The organism is Serratia proteamaculans, assembly GCF_946227095.1.
GTDB lineage: Bacteria > Pseudomonadota > Gammaproteobacteria > Enterobacterales > Enterobacteriaceae > Serratia > Serratia proteamaculans_E.
In genome coordinates this window covers 287,660-307,320 of the sequence record NZ_CAMISV010000005.1, presented here as the reverse complement: position 1 = coordinate 307,320, position 19,661 = coordinate 287,660, and the positions used below count along the sequence as shown (strand labels likewise).

Sequence of the window (19,661 nt, the reverse complement as noted above, 5' to 3'; positions counted from 1 at the left end):
CTCCTGTTATTCGGTTGCGTTGATGGCGTCGCCCAGGGCGTTGATCAACGAATCGATCTGCGCCTCGCTGCTGATAAACGGCGGGGCCAGTTGCAGGGTGTCGCCACCGTAGCGGACATAAAATCCTTTTTCCCAGCAGCGCATCGCCACCTCATACGGCCTGCGCGCCGCTTCTCCTGGCCGTGCCGCCAGCGTGATACCGGCCGCCAGACCAAAGTTGCGAATGTCGGTCACGTGACGGCAGCCCTGCAAACCGTGCACCGCCTGCTCAAAATAGGGGGTCAGTACCTGCACCCGTTCGATCATCTGCTCGCGCTCAATGATATCCAGCGTTGCCAGCCCGACCGCACAACTGACCGGATGGGCGGAATAGGTGTAGCCGTGCGGGAATTCGAGCAAATACTCGGGTTCATCGGTGGCCATAAAGGCCTGGTAAATTTCTGGCCGCACCACCACCGCACCCATCGGTTGTGCGCCGTTGGTGACCTGTTTGGCGATATTCATCATGTCTGGCGTGACGCCAAAGGCTTCGGCACCGGTCAGGGCACCGCAGCGGCCGAAGGCGGTGATCACTTCGTCAAAGATCAGCAGGATATTGTGTTGAGTACAGATCTCGCGGATGCGTTGCAAGTAGCCGACCGGCGGTACGATCACCCCGGCGGAGCCGGAGAAGGGTTCGATAATCACGGCGGCAATGGTCGAGGCATCACGCAGGGTGATGATCCGGTTCAGCTCCTCCGCCAGTTCCGCACCCTGTTCCGGCATACCGCGTGAAAAGGCGTTACCCGCCAGCAGGGTATGGGGCAGATGGTCTGCTTCGGCACTGGCGCCAAAGGCTTTACGGTTTCCGGCGATACCGCCCACCGCGATGCCGCCAAAGTTAACCCCGTGGTAGCCCTTTTCGCGCCCGATAAAGCAGGTTTTTCCCGCCTGGCCTTTGGCCCGCCAGTAGGCACGCGCCATTTTTAATGAGGTGTCCGCCGCTTCGGAGCCGGAGCCGGTGAAAAACACATAGTCCAACCCGGCCGGGGTCATGGCCTTAATTTTATTCGCCAGTTCAAAAGACAATGCATGGCCAAACTGAAACGCCGGGGAATAATCCAATTGAGAAAGTTGTCGATAAGCCGCTTCCGCTATTTCCGTGCGGCCATGGCCCAAGCCGCAGCACCATAACCCGGATAAACCGTCAAAAATTTTGCGTCCGTCCTGGCTGGTATAATAAACGCCTTCAGCGTGGCTTATCATTCTCGGGTTGGCTTTAAAATTACGATTACCGGTAAACGGCATCCAATGAGCTTCTAACCATTCACGTTCGGGTTTATTTTCAGGGTGATTTAATTCAGCCATTTTTCCCTCCGGGGGGAGAATAGGTACGGTTAATTAAATATACCCGTCATCTTTTAAGTTACAGTGTTGTTATCTGCACTCGCTCACCCCAGTTACTTACTTGAGTAAGCGCCTGGGGATGAGCGAGCTGGTCGCCTAGCCGTAACTTAAAAGCTATAGGGTATAAATAAGCGTGTTAATGAATTGTTTTCTGAAATTGACTATGTTCCGCTTCTTCACTAATGTGAATAATCATATATCGAAACTTACTTAAGGTTTTATGCAAGTAAAAAAGCGCGCAATTTTGGGACAGTTGTCGGATATGGACCTGCGGTTGCTGCGGGTATTTAAGGCCGTTGTCGACTGCGGCGGTATGAGTGCGGCCGAGCTGGAGCTGAATATCAGCCTGTCGACCATTAGCAAACATATCAAGGATCTGGAGCAACGCTTGGGGCTGACGCTTTGCCACCGCGGGCGTGAGGGGTTTGCGGTCACTGACGAAGGGCTGTTGATTTACCAGGAAACCACCAAGCTGCTGGCGGCCACTGAGGCATTTCGCCGTGGGGTAGATGACGTGCACCAGCGCCTGGGCGGGCAACTGCACGTGGCGATATTTGACCATACCGTCAGCAACCCGCAGGCGCACATCGGTCGGGCTATTGCCTTATTTAGCGAGCGGGCACCGGAGGTATCTTTGCAAATGTATGTGGAGCCAATAAATACCATTGAACGTGGTGTTATTGACGGCCAATTTCAGATTGGTATTATTCCCATGCACCGCAGTGCGGAAAGTTTATCTTATAGTTCATTATTTAATGAGAGGATGTTCTTATATTGCGGTGCGCAACATGAATTATTTTCCGCTAATCATGATTCGCTAAATTGGGATCTCCTGCACAATTATGCTTTTGCCGGCTTGGGCTATCACTCGCCGAATATGGAGCTGAGTTTACAGCAGCATTTGCAGCGCAAGGCGACGGGCTTTGCCCAGGAATCGATCGCCACCTTAATTCTCTCCGGCAAGTACGTGGGTTTTCTGCCCGACCACTATGCGGCGTTTTTTGTCGCGCAAAATATGATGCGGGCGATCAAACCGGCGCTGTTCCGTTACCATTGCGAGTATTCCAGCGTACTGCGGCGTTCACCCAGCCCACAGCGAGTGGTAAAGCTGTTCCACGAATGCCTGCTGGCGACTCATGGAACAGCGTGATGTTTACTGGTCTTTCTTCTTGCCAAAAATCTTGATCAGCACACCGACCAGGATACCAATGGCGATGCCGGTAAAAATCCAACTGACGATACCCATTTCCCATCTCCCGCTATTACGTTGATCTAATTATATAATCATTCGACGCGGAAAGCGCCTTCGATCATTAGCTGCCGCTGCGGCGTGCTGTAGTCGATCAGCGAGTTTTTACTGTTGGATTTTGCCAGCGTCACCGCCAATTCGTCGGCAGAAATCGGCAGGTCGTCCTGCCAGAAGCTGGCGATGGCGTTGCGGGTAATAAAGTCGATCAGATAGCGATCCGGGCTGTCCTGTTGCTCGGGGAACAGGCGCGCGGCGAGTTCGGTCATCAGCGCCCGTTGCTGCGGTTGTTCGCTTTGTGCCAGCAGTTCGAGGAACGGCAACAGCAGGCGGCCGCAAACCTGGCCGTGGTGATAATCACGCAATGCGCCGATCTCACCAGCAATGCCGTGGATCACCCCCAGTCCTGCGGTGCTCAACGTCAGTCCGCCAAGGTACGAGGCCTGCATAATGTCTTCGCGGGCCTGGGCACTGCGGTTGAGCGTCGGCCAGGCGAGCAGGAAGTGGCGGATACCGGTCAGCGACATCTCGCGGGTCATGGCATTGGCGGTTTTAGACAAATAGGCTTCGAACAGGTGAGTAAAAGCATCGATGGCGCAATAGGCCAAAACCTTGTCTGGTGCGCCTTCCAGCAGTTGCGGGTCCAGAATGGCGGTCTGCGGCACAAAGTTGTTATGGCGCAGCGAGGCTTTCACCTTACTGAAGTGGGTGTCGGTGATCACCGCGTTCTGAGTCACTTCGCTGCCGGTACCGGCGGTGGTCGGAATGGCGATCAGCGGCAGGGTGGCACCGCTGATTTTCGTATCACCGACCTTTTCCATATAGCGCAGGGTCGGCAAGGGGTGCTCCACCAGGGCGGCAAACGCCTTGGCGGCATCCAGCACGCTGCCACCGCCGATGGCCACCACCCGCTGGGCTTTACCGCGCCAGCGTGCCACCCAGGCGTCGATTTCCTGCGGCGAAGCCTCGTGGCTGACGATCTCCGTGCCGATCAGCAGCGGCGTCAGGGCATCGGCCAGGGAGGAAAACACCGCACCATTGAGGAATGAGCGGCAGCTAAACAACAGCGTCGGCTGTGGTTCGGCGGTCAGTAGCGGGATCAGTTGGCTGATACTGCCGTGGCCGAACCAGATATGGCGGTTAGCGATCGTCAGGCTGGGGTTCATGGTCTCTCCTTGGCACGCGAAAACCACAGAATAAGCCAGCCTCTGCGGCTGAACCACTGCTTTTCGCTGCCTTAAATGCATCCATTAATATATTAACCCAGCGTCTCTGAGCCTGACGGCGATAATCGGGCGAAGGTGTGATTTGTTTAACATGTAAACAATTGTGCTGTTGCATTTGGCGCTATTGAGTGTTTTCTATAACAAGCAGGCCAGGGCACAGCCGGAATAGGGTGATTGTTAATTTATTAATGATGGCGAGGCGGAGATGAATATTCAGGTCGAAAGATTATCAGCGGTGATCGACGCAGTGGCGACCCCGCGTTTCTATCCCAGCCTGCTGGCCTGGCTGGAAGGTTACTTCGCCTTTGATAACGCCATTGTTTACGCCTTCGACCGTGGCCAAGCACCACGCTGTCTGATCAAAACCGAGAAAGAAAACAGTGACGCGGTAAATCAACTCTACCAGCAGGGCGCTTACCTGCAGGATCCGTTTTATCTGGCGCTGAACGGCGGTGGCGGCAGCGAGGTCTTGACCCTGCGCGAACTGGCCCCCTGCGGTTTTTATCACACGGAGTATTATCGTAATTTTTATCGCATGACCGGCTGGCATGACGAAGCCGGTGTGCTGCTGCCGCTGACGCCGGAACGCGGGTTGGGGGTGTTTTTTGGCTCGGCGCGCCAGTCGGTGGGGGTGCGTTCCCCGCAGCTGGCAGACCTGAGTGACGCGCTGACGCTGTTGAAAAGCGTCGCTCGCCTGCATGGCGAAGTAAGGGTTGCGCCCGCCACGCCAGACCGGGTAACGGACAGTGCCGTGCAGGCGCGTTATTTGCTGACTCCTCGGGAGCGAGAGATTGTGGATCTGATCCTCGACGGCTGCGGTTCGCAACAGATCGCCGACCGGCTGTTTATCAGCCTGGGCACGGTGAAAAACCACCGCAAAAACATTTACAGCAAGCTGGATATCGGCTCACAGGCCGAATTGTTTAGCCTGCTGCTGGCCACACCGCTGCGTCGCAGCGCCTAAGTGTTAATTATTTGTTGCGAATGTCCCTAAGGGGACATGGTGGCCGTCGGGTCGCTTGCCGATAATCCGCTGACAGAGCCAGGGTCATCGGGAGTGCGGCAGTGAATAATAATATCGAATCCTTAACCTATTACGCGGCAACCAAAAAGTACGATCTGCGCTTCCCGACGCTGGAAGAGGATCTGGATGTTGACGTGGTGATCATTGGTGGCGGCTTCTCCGGCATCAACACCGCGCTGGAGCTGGCGGAGCAGGGCATCACCAATATCGCCATTCTGGAAGGCCGTCATTTGGGCTACGGCGGCACCGGACGTAATGGCGGGCAGGTGATGGCCGGTATCGGCCACGATTTGGAAAAGATCAAACGTCACGTTGGCCCGGCCGGGCTGGAAACCATCTTTAAAATCAGTAATCTCGGCGCCGGGATCATTCGCGAACGCATCAAAAAATACCAAATCGATGCCGATTTCTGCTTTGGCTATGGCTACCTGGGCAGCAACGCGCGGCAGGAGAAAACCCTGCGCAGCTGGCTGAAGGAATTCAAGGCGGTATCGCCGGACGAAGAGATCGAACTCTATACCGGATCCGAGGTGAAACAGGTGGTGGGATCGGACGCCTACACCTGCGCATTGAAACACATGGGCGGTGGCCACGTGCATTCGCTCAACCTGTTGCTGGGCGAGGCCCAGGCGTTGAGCGGCTACGGTGTGAAGATCTTCGAAAACAGCAGCGTACTCGACGTGGAGTATGGCCCGCGCATAAAGGTGCGTACCGCCATGGGGTCGGTACGTGCCAACAAAATGCTGTGGGCGTGCAACGGTTTTCTTAACGGCATGGAGCCGTTCATCTACAACAAAACCATCAATACCTACGCTTTCCAACTGGCGACCGAACCGCTGTCTGACGAACTGATCCGCCAGATCAGCCCGATCCGTGGGGCCTACAGCGACATCCGCCCGGTGATCGACTATTACCGGGTGACCAACGAAAACCGCCTGCTGTTTGGCAGCGCCACCCGCTTGATCGAATACATTCCGGCAGATCTCAAAGCTTGGAACCGCCACCTGATGCTGAAGGTGTTTCCGTATCTGCATGATGTCAAGATCGACCTGGCCTGGGGCGGGCCGCTGTGCTGCAGCGCCAACCTGTTCCCACAGATCGGCACCTTGCCGCAGCACGATAACGTGTTCTACGTGCAGGGCTATTCCGGCTTTGGCGTAACCCCGAGCCATATCGTTTGCAAGGTGCTGGCGGAGGGCATGAGTGAAGGATCCGATCGTTACGATCTGATGAGTTCGATCCCACACGTCAATATCTTTGGCAAGGACAAACTGCGGCGGGTGATGACCACCGCCGGCAAGGTGTGGCACCAGACATCCGGCTACTGGAAAGGCCGCCGTTAATTCTTACCACAGGAGAGAAAAATGAAACCATTACTGCTTAAGCAACCGCTGCCTGAATTGCTGGAGATTGGCAGCGTCAGTAATCTGGGCGCCAAAGTGATCGCCGGTGAGCCAACCGTCGGCGTGGCGGGCATTTTCGGTGAGCCGACCGACAATCTGAGCTGCGGCATCTTTAGCTGTACCCGTGGCACCTTTGTGATGGAGTATCCGTTTGCCGAACACGCCACGGTGTGGGAAGGCACGGCAACGCTGACCGATGAGAACACCGGTCAATCAGTGCAGTACCAGGCTGGGGATTCGTGGTTTGTTGAGAAAGGCACGCCGGTGCGCTGGGAGATCACCTCCGATCGCTTTGTGAAACACTATCTGGCGATTGTCGAAGGTTGATCTCGGCGCCAGCCCCTCTCCGCCGGGAGAGGGGAAATCCGCTATCCCAGCACCCGCTTAATAAAATCACCGATCCGCCGCAATATCTGATCCTTGTTGGTTTCGTTAAAACTCTCATGCCGTCCGCCGGGGTTAATCATGACCTCAAAATCACTGCCCTTCAGCAGGTTGATGGTGGTTTGCGATTGCGCCATCAGCACCAGCCGGTCGTCATCACCGTGTATCCACAGCGTGGGCAGTGCGCCGAAGCCCGACCCGTCGTTGATTTTGGCCAGCATCTGCTGCATGGCGTGCAACGTCGGGCGTTTGAAGGGCCCATGCCACACCAGCGGATCGGCCTGATAAGCTACGCCGACTGCCGGATCGCGCGACAGGGTGGCGGTATCGAGCGGTTCATCAGGGATCTTCGGCAGGCCAAGCAGATCGGAGATCTGGGTTCTTTCGCCGATCAACGGGCCGGAGAGCACCAGCGCGCGCACGTCATCACCATAACGCTGAACGTAGCGGGTGGCGATCATACCGCCCATCGAATGGCCGATGACCACCAGCGGGATGCCAGGGTGCAATACCTTAAAATGCTCGACTACGCAGTGAACGTCGTCGACCACGGCATCATAATCTTCAATTAATACGCGTTCACCCTGTGACAGCCCATGGCCGAGATGGTCAGGGCCGAACACCCGTGCGCCCTGTGCTTCTAACATTCGCGCCACATACTGATAGCGACCGAGATGCTCGCCATAACCGTGCACCAGCAGCGCCAGAAAGCGTGGCCGCTCATGGCCCCAATCGTGGACCGCGATATCGCCCTGACTGCCTTTGATAAAGCTAATCTTCTGTTCAGACATATTATTTTTCTCATCGGTAGGGATTACGGAGGTCTTATTCAGCGTAGTGGTAAAGCGGGGAATGGTCAGGGGCGCTGAGTGCTGCGCCCCGGAGTGATTAGCGAATGAACTGCTGCGCCAGCCTATCGATGGCCTGGCGTTGGAACTGGTTGAAGGCTTCGCGCGGCTGCTGCTGCTGGATAAATTCCAGCAGCGGATCCTGGACTTCGGTGCGGATGCCACTGAGCTGTTCCATCACCGCCAGACCGCAGAACGGCACGTAGGATTCGGCATAACCGCCCTCATGCACCATCACCAATTTTCCTCCACACAGACGATCGGCCGCGTCCTGCACCAAAGCCGTCATGTTGCGGAAACTGTCGCTGTGCAACTGCATGCGTGCCAGCGGATCCAGGGCGTTGGCGTCGTAGCCGCAGGCGACTATGATCAACTCCGGCTGGAATTGCTCCAGTGCCGGAATGACAATCTGCTGCATGGCATACAGATAACCGTCGTCACCGGCCCCGGCCAGCAGCGGAATATTGATGTTATAGCCTTCGCCCGGCCCGGCCCCGCAGTCTTGTTCACCGGAGTACCCGGCGGGGAAGCAGCCGTCCTGATGCAACGACAGCGTCAACACGTCGTCACGTTGCCAGTAGATATGCTGGGTACCATTGCCGTGATGCACGTCCCAGTCGAGTACCGCCACCTTGCCCAAACCGTATTTTTGTTTAGCGCGCTCGATGGCGATCGGGATATTGGCCAGAAAACAAAAGCCCATCGACTGGTCCGGCAGGCAGTGGTGTCCCGGCGGGCGTGACAGCGCATAGGCGTTATCCAGCTCACCCAGCAGCACGGCCTCGACCGCCGCGCAGGCTAACCCGGCGGACAGTTTGGCAATCTCATAGCTGCCCGGTCCCAGCGGGGCTTCTTCCCCCAGCATGCCGCCACCGTTGTCGCTCAGCTGTTTGAAACGTTGTAAATAATCGGCTGGGTGAATGCGCAGCAGGTCTTCGTCCGTCGCCAGTTCGGCGCTCAGCAGTGTGAGCTGACGTGACAGGCCGGACACATCCATCAGGTTCTTCATCCGCCGTTTGGTTTCCGGCGACTCGGCGTGGCCGGCCCCCGAAGGCGGTTGCACCCAGCCGCCAACCGGCAGCGTGGTGGCGTGCAGGCCGGTGCTGTGCCAGAAACAGCGTTCATCAAACAAGAAACCGGTTTTTCTTTTCACCTTTTTACTCCTGTTAAACGGCGCGGCGAGCGCGCGGTGAAGCCAACAAAATCAACAGTAACGACAGCAGTGAGCAACCCAACGCGCCAACCAGCAGCGCGTCAAAGCCGCCTGAAGATTCAATCAGGTAACCGGCCAGCGTTGGGCCAATCGCCATACCGCCGCCAATCACCAGATTGATGTTGTTCATCAGCTTGCCGTTGTTATCCAGCCCGGCGACGCGGGCCAAAATAAACGGCAGCACAAAGGTCCAGGTAAATTTGAACAACACCGCCGCTATCGCGAAGCGCAGCAGCAGGGGCTCTTGGATTAGCAGCGTGATACCGGCGAGCAGCAAACCGTAGCCCAGCCAAATCAGCCGGTTGCCGCCACGACCGGCGCTGATCAAAGCGGCACCACCGGCACCGACGATGCCAAACAGCGTGGCGGTGGCCAGTACCTGACCGCTGTGTACCGGCGAAAGACCGGCCGCGGCGGCGATGCTGCCGATAAAAGTCCAGACTGCGCTCAGGCTGATGTAAAAGGTCAGTACCGCCAGTACGGCGAAGATTTTGCGCCGCCGGGGAGTTGCGGTGGAATGGACGGCGGATTGCACCGGGTGAAACCCGCTGGGGAAGGCACCGATCAACGGCAGGCAGCACAGCATGATGGCCGCCAGGATCAGATAGACCGCCATCAACCCAAAGTGGGCGAACAGCGTCGGCAACACCAGCAGCCCGACCGCGCCCAACACCAGTTGGCCCAAAACCCACAGAGCGTAAACCCGGCTGGGGTTGGCGGTGCCCGCCGCGCAAGTGATGCACAGGATCATCAAGGTGCCACCCGCCAGCGAGGCGACAAAACGCAGCCCCAGCAGCAGGCTGAAATCGCTGACCCACGCCGAGGCCAGGTTACCGGCGATAAACACGGCCGCTGCCAGTGCTGCCACCCGCCGCCAGTTCACGCGGCTAATCCACCACCAGGCGGGCAGCGTGGCCAGGCTCATTGCTCCCAGTTCGGTAGAAAACAGATGGCCGATTTGCGCCGGAGTCAGCAGCCACTGGCTGGCTAACTGCGCGGCTATGGCCGGTGCGGTCATCAGGATGCCCGGCGCAATGGCGGCAAAGAGAATAATGGCGGTCAACAGCCGTGGCGGGCAGGGGAGCGCCGTCCCGGCGGTGGGCACAGAAACAGAATCACTGGACATAATAATGATCTCCACGGGGTAAGCCTGGTTCAGATATACCCGCGATGCCGTGTTTTAGGCAGGCGGAAACCGCGCCATTGATGACGAATAATTAACGCGTTTAATTTATCGGTCATAAGCCATTGCTATGGCTTAATTTATCATCCGTGTGCAATAAAACTGTTGGCAACCAATTCGGTGCGATTTACGACTTCGGTTTTGGCAAATATATTGCGCATGTGGGTTTTTACCGTCGAAAGGGAAATACCCAACTTCAGTGCGATGCGTTTATTACTGGCCCCTTCGCGCACCATATTGACGATCTCTTGCTCCTTGGCCGTCAGCAATTGGGCTTCACCGCCAGGCAGCAGATCGCGGGTCGCCAGCTCGATCAGCGGCATCACCGCCCGCAGGCGACCGCGTTCCAATTCGGTAAACGGCGTATCGCGAATCAATGACACCCCGGCGACAATACGTTTACGCTGGCGGATAAATATCTCCGTCATATCGCGCATGTGATTGGGCAGCATAAAGTCATGATAATAGTGCCGGTTATTAGCGATCGCCGCCGGGCTCATGCCGACCATATTAATATCCTGCTGGTGGAAGTTGGCCGGTTTAAGCGGATCAATCTGCTGGAAATGATTCAAATACTGCTGATGGGTGTTATCGGAAATACCATGCAAAATATAATGGTCTGGCCGCAGGTCCGGATTAACCAAATAAAATACCCCAGCAGACACCGGGATAAGATGAGCAATGGTGTTCAGACAGCTCGTGATAAAGGCATCGGATGGTGCAGTAGTGTGCATGATTCATTTCCTCCCTTTACCCGTCGTCTTTCAAGCCGCAGCGTTGTTACCTGCTTTACAAGACCCATCGTGGGTCTTGCCCCTTCGGGGCCGCTGCAAGCAGCGTTCAAATCTGTTCCCGACAGATTTGTCGCTCCCCCCAGTTACTTACTTGTGTAAGCGCCTGAGGATGAGCGAGCTGGCCGTCTAGCTGCAACTTGAAATCCATAGGGTATCTTTTTCAGGTACCGGAATGGGAGTTGCCGCTGTTTATAATATGAACGATACAAGCATAGCGGTAGCAATTTTGCAACACAATTAAAACATATTAACAACGTGAGCCGGATTGCAATAAAATACATAAATAACAAGGCGGCGATCGGTTGTTGATGGCTCCAGCGGTCATTTGGTGTCAATATTTCATTAATATATTAACGAATGTGGTATGTCCTTCCCGCTGAATTTACAGAGATTTCCTATTTAGAGTGACGTCCCCGCCACGAATCGCCCTTTTGTAACCCCGCAGGGCCGCCATCGACAGCTCGTTCTTAAGAACGATAGACAAACACCGCAGCGCTTGATCCTCTCTGGAAATCCTTTCACCCCGGCTAAAACCATAACGGCTGACCGGACTAAAAAGGTAAGACGAAAAAGCTATGGCTCGGCCTCGTTCTTAAGGACGATAGTCAGCATTTTCTTTTCCTCTCTATAGTGATATTGCCGCCACTGGCGACGCCAAACCTGCAAATGCAACATCAGGGCAAAACGATAAAACTATAAGAGGAAATAACCATGAACCTGTCGTCGCGGCTTCACGCCCATCTTGAGCGGGGCAAGGTCGGATTCCCCACCACGCTGGCCAGCTCGGTCGGGGTGATTATGGCCAGCCCGGTGATCCTCACCGTCACCAGCGGTTTTGGCATCGGCGGCGACACCTTCGCACTGGCGATGCTGATCGCCTTTATCATGATGCAGGCCCAGCTCACGACCTTCTCGGAAGCGGCAGCGATCCTGCCGACCTCCGGCTCGGTCTATGACTACATCGCCTGCGGCATGGGGCGTTTTTTTGCCATTACCGGCGCGCTGTCGGCCTACCTGATCGTGCATATCTTTGCCGGTACCGCCGAAACCATTCTCTCCGGCATCATGGCACTGGTGAATTTCGAGCACCTCAACACCCTGATGGAAACCCACAATGCCTCCTGGATGGTCGGGGTTGGGCTGGTGATCGTGTTTGGCATACTCAACGCTTTTGGCATTGAGGCGTTCGGTAAAGCGGAGATTGTGCTGACCTTCGCCATGTGGAGCACGTTGGTGATCTTCGGCATTGCCGGGTTGCTTTCACCGCATGCCGTGCCGCTGGAAGGCTGGTTCGGGAGCACCCTGAGCCTGAACGATCCGTTCGCAGTGTTCAGCCTGATCGGCATGGCGATGTTTATGTTCGTCGGCTGCGAACTGGTTACGCCGATGGCGCCGGAGATCAAACGTTCCGCCAGCGTCATCCCGCGAGCCATGTCACTGGGGCTGTGCGGCGTGGCGGTGTGTATGGCCTTATACGGCGCGGCGCTCAGTCACCAGGTGGAAAACGTGTTGGTGGATGCCGCCAACGGCGTTCATCTGCTGGACACGCCGATGGCCATTCCGGCCTTTGCCGGCCAGGTGATGGGCGAGTTCGGCAAATATTGGTTGGGCATCGGCCTGTTGTTGGCCGGGGCGGCGACCATCAACACGCTGATGGCCGCGGTGCCACGGATCCTCTATGGCATGGCGCTGGACGGCGCGCTGCCGCGCATCTTCGCTTATCTGCACCCGCGTTTTAAAACCCCGGTGGTGGGGATTTTGGTGGCGGTACTGATCCCCTGTGTGCACGCCTTTGCTATCCAGGGCAATCTCGACCGCATTATTCCGCTGGTGCTGGCGGCGGTGTGCGCCTGGGGGGTCGCCTACCTGCTGGTGACCTGCTCGGTAGTGATCCTGCGTATTCGCCGCCCGGATCTGCCGCGTGCTTACAAATCGCCGTGGTTCCCGCTGCCGCAAATCGTTTCCAGCGTTGGCATCGTGCTGGCGATTATCTATATCACTCCGCCGGGCATGAACCCGCGCGCGGTGTATATCCCTTTCAGCATCATGATTGGTCTGACAGCGGCTTACGCGCTGTTCTGGACCCTGTGCGTGCAGAAGGTCAACCCGTTCAAACCGGTGCCGGTCGAGCAGGTGCTGGAAACCGCCTTTGCAAAAGCAGAAGGCGAGGAGGCGCAGTTTGATCGGCTTACTTCCCTCACTTAACCGTCTCTGGCAGCGCGCACCGGCGGGTTATCAGCCGGGCGTGACCCTCAGCCGCCTGGCGAACAACCTGCAACCCTATGCCTGCGAGCGCCTGGCACCGTGCCTGCTGCGGCTGACGTTAGCGCAAGGGCCGGTGATCGACATCAGTGAACAGGTCAGTGCGTTGTTTATGGCGCATATCGTCAGCCATCGTTTTCAACTGCAGGGGAACTGCACGCTGAAAGAGCCGCTGACGCTGTGCATCACCGCCGGAGGATGGCTGCGGCGCAATGGGGTGGTGTATCGCGCGGTCCGCAATGATGCTGTGGCGCAGCGGGTGATTACTGCCTTTCAGCGCTATCCACAAGTTGGCCAAACGCTGGCACAGCTGGATTTCCGCCGCATTCAACTGACGCTGGTTGCCGGACACTGGCGACTGGAGATCGAACATTTTGCCGCTTCGGAAGTGGTCAGCCGTTTGCCTGCCGGTCGTCGCTATCTGCGGCTGGAACCGGAGCAACGGCGATTGCTGCTCAGCAGCCTGCTGATGATTGGCCAATTGATGGAGAGAATCGATGAATAGAGTGGTAGTGATTACCGGCGGCGGCACCGGCGTGGGCGCCGCCTGTGCCCGGTTACTGGCGGCCCAGGGCGATCGGGTATTTATCATCGGTCGTCGTCCTGAACCGCTGACCGCACTGGCGGATGAGATCGGCGTACAGGCGTTGGTCGGCGATGCCGCCAGCGGAGAAAGCTGGAACACCCAATTGTTGCCGGCCATTTTGCAGCAGGCCGGGCGTATCGACTGCCTGATCGGTAGCGCCGGCGGTATGGGATTCAAACGCATTACCGACATGACCGACCAACAATGGCAGCAGGCGATGGACAGCAATCTCAACAGCGCATTTGCCAGTGCTCGCGCCTGTTTGCCGGAGCTGATGAAAACCGGCGGTAACCTGCTGTTTGTCGCTTCTATCGCCTCATTGGCCGCCGGGCCGGAGGTATGCGGTTACGTCACCGCCAAGCATGCGTTGATCGGGTTGATGCGTTCCATCGCTCGTGATTACGGTCCGCAGGGGGTGCGTGCCAACGCGGTGTGCCCTGGCTGGGTCACCACGCCGATGGCGGATGAAGAGATGCAGTTGCTGATGGACGCCCATCAGATTTCGCTGGCGCAGGCTTATCAGATGGTCTGCCGCGATGTGCCATTGCGCCGCCCGGCCAGCGCCGAAGAAATTGCCGGCATCTGCCGTTTTCTCTGCTCGTCAGAGGCGTCGATCATTACCGGTGCGGCGCTGGTGGCCGACGGCGGTTCAACCATCGTCGACGTGCCGACATTGGCTTTCACTTCCCTTTAAGGAGCATCAAATGAGTTCAGAAGCGGTATTTATTCAGGTGGGCGCGCTGGCGGAAGGCTTTGCGCCGCACAGCAATACGCTGGAACCACAGCACGGCCTTAGCGGCAGTACGCTGGCATTGCGCTTTGCCGACGGGGAAACGCTGAGCTGTCATTTCGTCGATCAGCAGACGCTGAGCTGGGGTGAATACCGGGGCATTGCTTATCGTGCCACCAGCATTCGCCCCGGCATTCTGTTTATCGATTTTCTCGATCCTGCGCAGGATAACGCCAGTATTACGCTGGTGTGCGATCGTAATCAGGGCAATTTCACCGCCGTCTACGGCCAGTTGCCGGATGAGCAGCAGACACGACTGGATGCCTTCAGCCGGGTTGAGCAGGGGTTGCCGCTGACGGCGGTCAAGGCGGAGTTCTACTTTGGTACCCTGGATGATGCCACCGTTGCGCCGCCACAGTTCACCGATGAGTTAATCGGCATGCGCAATATGTACACCTACAGCCCGACCGAACGTTATGAACATATCTACCTGAACGACAATTTCTATGCCTGGCAGTGCCTGGACGGGGTGGAGAAAGGGCTGGCGGATGTCGATCGCTGTCACTACGTGAAAGTAGCCGAACAGCTCTACCTGTTCGTCTGGCGCGAGAAGATCGTGCCGACGCTGGGCGTGGTGATGATCGATCTGCAGGGCATGCGCACCGACGGCAAGATCCTCGGTTATCAGGGCAGTGACTTCAATGCGCTGAGCAATTTTGCCGTGGGTGCCCACGCCCAGGTGCTGAACACCACGCGTCATCCACGGGGATAGGCCGATGAAGACACCTTATGCGGCCGATGCCTTTAGCGGCCAGGTGGTGCTGGTGACCGGCGGCGCGCAGGGCATTGGGCTGGCGATTGTCAGCGCCTTTGCCCGGTTGGGCGCAACGGTGATACTGGCGGATCTGCAACTGCAGAAGGCGCAGGATGAGGCGGAAATACTGCAACAACAAGGTTGGCGGGTGCAGGCAATGGCCTGTGATCTGGCCGATCCGGGGCAGATTGCCGAACGGGTGGCAGAGGTAGGCCAACGGTATCAGCGGCTGGACGTGGTCATCCACAACGCGGCCTACTTCCCGCTGACTCCCTTCGCCGAGATTGACGCGGTACTGCTGCAACGCACGCTGAGCGTCAATCTGATGGCACCGTTTTTTCTGGCACAGGCGGCGTTGCCGTGGATGCAACGTCAGGGGGGCGGCAGCATTCTGGTGACCTCGTCGGTCACCGGGCCGCGGGTGGCTTATCCGGGGCTGGCGCACTATGCCGCTTCCAAGGCGGGGGTAAACGGTTTTATTCGCGCGGCGGCGCTGGAGCTGGCGGCGGCAGGCATTCGGGTCAACGGCGTGGAGCCGGGGATGATCCGCACACCGGCGATGGCTAATCTGGGGGGCTCTGCGGTCAATCAGGCGATTGCCGCAGCAGTACCGCTCGGGCGGCTGGGGGAGCCGGAAGACATTGCGGCGGCGATGGTGTTTCTCGCCTCACCGGCGGCGGCCTATATCACCGGCCAAACGCTGGTGGTGGACGGCGGCGCATTACTCCCCGAGGCTCATCCTCTTCTTTCTTGACGTTGCAGCGTTGTTGGCTGCATACGCTCACCCCAGTCACTTACTTAAGTAAGCTCCTGGGGACTCACGCCCTGGCCGCCTAGCTGCAACGCCAATTAATTAGAGGATGATAACCGGAAGGATCATTTCTTTGCAGGATGGGCGGTCACGTTGGCGGGCAGTTTGTCGCCCAGGGTGATCAACTCGTCCAGCAACTCCATCAGTTGGCCCATCTTCTGCTGCGAAAATGCGGCTTCAATCTCACCGTAACCCTGTTCAACCTGATGGCGTGCCACTTCATACAGATCCTGGCCTTGCTGGGTCAGCGAAACATACAGCTTGCGCTGATCGTTAACCGGCTTCAGGCGGAAGATCAGCTTATCGCGCTCCATGCGCGACAAAATGCCGGTCAGGCTGGGGCGCAGGATGCAGGTTTCCGCCGCCAATTCGTGGAATTCAATTGAACGGCTGTTGGCCAGTACGCGAATGATGCGCCATTGCTGTTCCGTTAGGTTATGGCTTTTCAGTATCGGGCGGAAAAACCCCATGGCGGTTTCGCGCGCCTGCAGCAGGGCAATGGTTAAGGATTCATGCATAGATTTGGCCTTAGCTATCAAGGTGTTCGTTATTCCGGTGCCGAACGCAGGGATGCAATGAACGGCCTGGATTTATTAATAACTTAATAGTAGCCAAGTTTACCCCGACGGATAAAGCGAAAATGTAGCTGCGGGTGGAAAAATCGCCTGAAATTGATTAATACGTTGAATAATAACGCTAATGTTCGTGACTTGTGAATATTTTGTTATCACGATCACAAATCAACCCACCCGCGTTGCGTAAAAGCTGAACAGCGTATAAAAGTAATCATTAACATATTAATGAATGCCGGTTGTCATGTTCTGTCATTGAAAGGAGTTTGCATGAAAGGCACTGTATTTTCCGTCGCGTTGAACCACCGCAGCCAGATGGACGCTTGGGATCAGGCGTTCCATCAGCCACCTTATAAAACCCCGCCCAAGACCCCGGTGTGGTTTATCAAACCGCGTAATACCTACCTCGCCAACGGCGGGGCGATCCCGTTTCCTGCCGGTGAACAAGTGCAGAGCGGCGCCACGCTGGCGGTGGTGATTGGCAATACCGCGCGCAAGGTGCCGGCCGAACGGGTGGCCGACTATCTGGCCGGTTATGCGCTGGCCAATGACATCAGCCTGCCGGAAAGCAGCTTTTACCGCCCGGCAATCAAAGCAAAATGCCGCGACGGCTTCTGCCCGCTGGGGGATCTCGGCCAGTTGGCGACCCCCGGTAAGTTGGAAATCATCACCGAAATCAACGGTGTGGAACAGGATCGCTGGTCGACGGCCGATCTGCTGCGTTCAGTGCCGGAACTGATCGCCGCCATCAGCGATTTTATTACCCTGCAGCCGGGTGACGCGGTGCTGATCGGCACGCCGCACCAGCGGGTGGAGATTAAACCCGGAGACGAAGTCACGGTGCGTGCCGCCGGTCTGCCGACTCTGACCAACCGCGTGACGCAGGCAGGAGAAGCATCATGAAACACGCCCGTATTCGCCATCATGGCCAAATTGTTAACGTCAACGTCGACGATCAACTGCGTGTCATCCTGCCGGACGGCAGCGTTGTCGATGAGTTGGACGTCGAGTGGTTGCCACCGGCGCAAGGCACGGTGTTTGCCCTGGGCCTGAATTATGCCGACCACGCCAGCGAGCTGGAATTCAAGGCACCGGAAGAACCGCTGGTGTTCCTGAAGGCACCGAACACCCTGACCGGGCATCGTCAGGTGTCGGTACGCCCGGCCGACGTCGAGTATATGCACTACGAAGCCGAGCTGGTGGCGGTGATCGGCAAAACCGCACGCAATGTCAGCCGTGAGAACGCCATGGACTATGTGGCGGGTTACACCCTGTGTAACGACTATGCCATCCGCGACTATCTGGAAAATTACTACCGCCCGAACCTGCGGGTGAAAAGCCGCGACACCCTGACGCCGATCGGTCCGTACATTGTCGATCGCGATGATATTGCCGACCCACACAGCTTGGCGCTCAGCACTTACGTCAACGGTGAACTGCGTCAGCGCGGCAGCACCGGCGACATGATTTTTGATATCCCCTATTTGATCAGCTACCTGAGTGAGTTTATGACGCTGCAGCCGGGCGACATGATCGCCACCGGCACCCCGAAAGGGTTGGCCGACGTGCAGCCGGGTGACGAAGTGGTGGTGGAAATCGAGGGCATCGGCCGTCTGGTTAACCACATCATCAGTGAAAAAGATTACGAGGAAAGCCTGCGATGAAAACCATCAACCATTGGATTAACGGTAAAAACGTAGCCAGTAAAGAGTACTTCACCACCACCAACCCGGCCAACGGCGAGGTGCTGGCGGAAGTGGCGTCTGGCGGACAGCTGGAGATCGACCAGGCGGTGGCCGCCGCCAAGGCCGCTTTCCCTAAATGGGCCAATACGCCAATGAAAGAGCGTGCGCGTCTGATGCGCCGTCTGGGTGAACTGATCGACGAGAACGTACCGCAGATCGCCGAGATGGAAACGGCCGACACCGGTCTGCCGATCCACCAAACCAAAAACGTACTGATCCCACGCGCCTCGCACAACTTTGAGTTCTTCGCCGAGATCTGCCAGCAGATGAACGGCCGCACCTACCCGGTGGACGACAAGATGCTCAACTACACGCTGATCCAGCCGGTCGGGGTGTGCGCGCTGGTGTCGCCGTGGAACGTGCCTTTCATGACCGCCACCTGGAAAACCGCGCCTTGCCTGGCATTGGGCAACACCGCGGTGCTGAAAATGTCCGAGCTGTCGCCGCTGACCGCCGATCGTCTGGGCGAACTGGCGCTGGAAGCCGGTATTCCGCCCGGGGTGCTCAACGTGGTGCAGGGTTATGGCTCCACCGCCGGGGATGCGTTGGTACGCCATAAAGACGTGCGCGCCGTGTCCTTTACCGGCGGTACCGCCACCGGTCGCCGGATTATTGAAAGCGCCGGGCTGAAGAAGTTTTCCATGGAGCTGGGCGGTAAATCGCCGGTGCTGATTTTTGAAGATGCCGACATTGAACGTGCGCTGGACGCCGCGCTGTTCACCATTTTCTCGATCAACGGTGAACGCTGCACCGCCGGTTCTCGCATCTTTATTCAGGAGAGCATTTACCCGGAATTCGTCAAACGCTTCGCCGAGCGCGCCAACCGCCTGCGAGTGGGAGATCCGCAAGATCCCAACACCCAGGTCGGCGCGTTGATCAGCCCGCAGCACTGGGAAAAAGTTTCCGGCTATATCCGCCTTGGCATCGAAGAAGGGGCAACTCTGCTGGCCGGCGGCCCGGATAAACCGGCCGGTCTGAGCCACGGCAACTTCCTGCGCCCGACGGTGCTGGCGGATGTCGACAACCGGATGCGCATTGCGCAGGAGGAGATTTTTGGGCCGGTGGCCTGCCTGCTGCCATTCAAATCAGAAGAAGACGGCCTGCGCATGGCCAACGACGTGGAATACGGCCTGGCGTCGTATATCTGGACGCAGGATGTGAGCAAGGTGCTGCGTCTGGCCCGCAATATTGAAGCGGGCATGGTTTTTGTTAACACCCAAAACGTACGCGATCTGCGCCAGCCGTTTGGCGGCGTTAAATCCTCCGGTACCGGCCGTGAAGGCGGGGAATACAGCTTCGAAGTGTTTGCCGAGATGAAGAACGTGTGTATTTCCATGGGTGATCACCCGATCCCACGCTGGGGCGTCTAAATCAGCTCCATGTTTTAAAACTAAAACAGGCTATACCCAACAGCTTTCGGATTGGGGCTAGGCG

General features: G+C 57.3%; 19 protein-coding genes. 12 read left to right on the top strand and 7 right to left on the bottom strand.

The genetic code is table 11. The features are described 5' to 3' along the window. Positions 1 to 6: 6 nt before the first annotated feature. On the bottom strand, positions 7 to 1,347 hold the full coding sequence (gene aptA / locus OC597_RS12970) for an omega-aminotransferase AptA (RefSeq protein WP_261463220.1): 1,341 nt from the start codon (positions 1,345 to 1,347) through the stop codon (positions 7 to 9). A gap of 259 nt (positions 1,348 to 1,606) precedes the next feature. Between aptA and OC597_RS12965 the strand changes: the two genes are divergently transcribed. Next, positions 1,607 to 2,536: a LysR family transcriptional regulator gene (locus tag OC597_RS12965; RefSeq protein WP_262208969.1), complete on the top strand. Its 930-nt coding sequence runs from the start codon at positions 1,607 to 1,609 to the stop codon at positions 2,534 to 2,536. 134 nt (positions 2,537 to 2,670) lie between these two features. On the opposite strand, the gene OC597_RS12960 is transcribed toward OC597_RS12965, so the two are convergent. After that, positions 2,671 to 3,798: an iron-containing alcohol dehydrogenase gene (locus OC597_RS12960; protein ID WP_262208967.1), complete on the bottom strand. Its 1,128-nt coding sequence runs from the start codon at positions 3,796 to 3,798 to the stop codon at positions 2,671 to 2,673. Between the two features lie 265 nt (positions 3,799 to 4,063). On the opposite strand from OC597_RS12960, the gene OC597_RS12955 reads away from it, so the two are divergent. The 3 genes from OC597_RS12955 to OC597_RS12945 all read left to right on the top strand — a co-directional run bounded on the left by OC597_RS12955 (position 4,064) and on the right by OC597_RS12945 (position 6,612). Then, a complete protein-coding gene (locus OC597_RS12955) occupies positions 4,064 to 4,822 on the top strand; it encodes a helix-turn-helix transcriptional regulator (protein WP_261424912.1) in 759 nt (252 codons plus the stop codon). A 101-nt stretch (positions 4,823 to 4,923) separates the two neighbouring features. After that, entirely contained in the window at positions 4,924 to 6,225 is a 1,302-nt protein-coding gene (locus OC597_RS12950) for an NAD(P)/FAD-dependent oxidoreductase (protein WP_261285537.1), read from the top strand. Between the two features lie 21 nt (positions 6,226 to 6,246). Continuing rightward, complete coding sequence (locus OC597_RS12945) at positions 6,247 to 6,612, top strand: cupin domain-containing protein (protein WP_112349061.1); 366 nt, start codon at positions 6,247 to 6,249, stop codon at positions 6,610 to 6,612. A 41-nt stretch (positions 6,613 to 6,653) separates the two neighbouring features. On the opposite strand, the gene OC597_RS12940 is transcribed toward OC597_RS12945, so the two are convergent. The 4 genes from OC597_RS12940 to OC597_RS12925 form a co-directional block, all read right to left on the bottom strand. Beyond that, on the bottom strand, positions 6,654 to 7,460 hold the full coding sequence (locus OC597_RS12940) for an alpha/beta hydrolase (RefSeq protein WP_262208964.1): 807 nt from the start codon (positions 7,458 to 7,460) through the stop codon (positions 6,654 to 6,656). 97 nt (positions 7,461 to 7,557) lie between these two features. Beyond that, on the bottom strand, positions 7,558 to 8,670 hold the full coding sequence (locus OC597_RS12935; RefSeq protein ID WP_262208963.1) for a histone deacetylase-like amidohydrolase: 1,113 nt from the start codon (positions 8,668 to 8,670) through the stop codon (positions 7,558 to 7,560). Between the two features lie 13 nt (positions 8,671 to 8,683). Next, complete coding sequence (locus OC597_RS12930; RefSeq protein WP_262208961.1) at positions 8,684 to 9,856, bottom strand: MFS transporter; 1,173 nt, start codon at positions 9,854 to 9,856, stop codon at positions 8,684 to 8,686. Positions 9,857 to 9,996: 140 nt separating this feature from the next. After that, the gene (locus tag OC597_RS12925) at positions 9,997 to 10,647 is read right to left on the bottom strand and encodes a helix-turn-helix transcriptional regulator (protein ID WP_112349064.1); all 651 of its coding nucleotides are present in this window, start codon (positions 10,645 to 10,647) and stop codon (positions 9,997 to 9,999) included. Positions 10,648 to 11,418: 771 nt separating this feature from the next. Here OC597_RS12925 and OC597_RS12920 point away from each other — a divergent pair. The 5 genes from OC597_RS12920 to OC597_RS12900 are packed head-to-tail and all read left to right on the top strand — an operon-like array spanning position 11,419 to position 15,853. Continuing rightward, on the top strand, positions 11,419 to 12,912 hold the full coding sequence (locus tag OC597_RS12920) for an APC family permease (protein WP_261257148.1): 1,494 nt from the start codon (positions 11,419 to 11,421) through the stop codon (positions 12,910 to 12,912). After that, positions 12,887 to 13,474 (top strand): DUF3156 family protein, encoded by a 588-nt coding sequence (locus OC597_RS12915; RefSeq protein WP_261257150.1) that lies wholly within the window; start codon positions 12,887 to 12,889, stop codon positions 13,472 to 13,474. The genes OC597_RS12920 and OC597_RS12915 overlap by 26 nt, the downstream gene beginning before the upstream one ends. Then, complete coding sequence (locus tag OC597_RS12910; RefSeq protein ID WP_261257153.1) at positions 13,467 to 14,249, top strand: SDR family NAD(P)-dependent oxidoreductase; 783 nt, start codon at positions 13,467 to 13,469, stop codon at positions 14,247 to 14,249. The genes OC597_RS12915 and OC597_RS12910 overlap by 8 nt, the downstream gene beginning before the upstream one ends. A 10-nt stretch (positions 14,250 to 14,259) precedes the next feature. Next, positions 14,260 to 15,057: a molybdenum cofactor biosynthesis F family protein gene (locus tag OC597_RS12905; RefSeq protein ID WP_261463227.1), complete on the top strand. Its 798-nt coding sequence runs from the start codon at positions 14,260 to 14,262 to the stop codon at positions 15,055 to 15,057. A gap of 4 nt (positions 15,058 to 15,061) precedes the next feature. Further along, positions 15,062 to 15,853 carry an SDR family oxidoreductase gene (locus OC597_RS12900; RefSeq protein ID WP_261463228.1) on the top strand — a complete coding sequence of 264 codons (792 nt, stop codon included), beginning with the start codon at positions 15,062 to 15,064 and terminating at the stop codon, positions 15,851 to 15,853. Between the two features lie 122 nt (positions 15,854 to 15,975). Here the strand turns inward: OC597_RS12900 and hpaR are convergent, their stop codons facing one another. Then, complete coding sequence (hpaR, locus tag OC597_RS12895) at positions 15,976 to 16,428, bottom strand: homoprotocatechuate degradation operon regulator HpaR (protein ID WP_261257159.1); 453 nt, start codon at positions 16,426 to 16,428, stop codon at positions 15,976 to 15,978. Positions 16,429 to 16,752: 324 nt separating this feature from the next. Here hpaR and OC597_RS12890 point away from each other — a divergent pair, with 324 nt between their 5' ends. From OC597_RS12890 to hpaE, 3 genes are read left to right on the top strand one after another with little or no spacing between them, the layout of a single operon-like run. Further along, positions 16,753 to 17,385, top strand: coding sequence for a fumarylacetoacetate hydrolase family protein (locus OC597_RS12890; RefSeq protein ID WP_261285545.1), 633 nt, complete (start codon positions 16,753 to 16,755; stop codon positions 17,383 to 17,385). Then, positions 17,382 to 18,146 (top strand): fumarylacetoacetate hydrolase family protein, encoded by a 765-nt coding sequence (locus OC597_RS12885; protein ID WP_262208956.1) that lies wholly within the window; start codon positions 17,382 to 17,384, stop codon positions 18,144 to 18,146. Before OC597_RS12890 ends, OC597_RS12885 begins: the two co-directional genes overlap by 4 nt. Next, positions 18,143 to 19,597, top strand: a complete 1,455-nt coding sequence (gene hpaE / locus OC597_RS12880) for a 5-carboxymethyl-2-hydroxymuconate semialdehyde dehydrogenase (protein WP_261463231.1) — start codon at positions 18,143 to 18,145, stop codon at positions 19,595 to 19,597. The genes OC597_RS12885 and hpaE overlap by 4 nt, the downstream gene beginning before the upstream one ends. Positions 19,598 to 19,661: the final 64 nt, after the last annotated feature.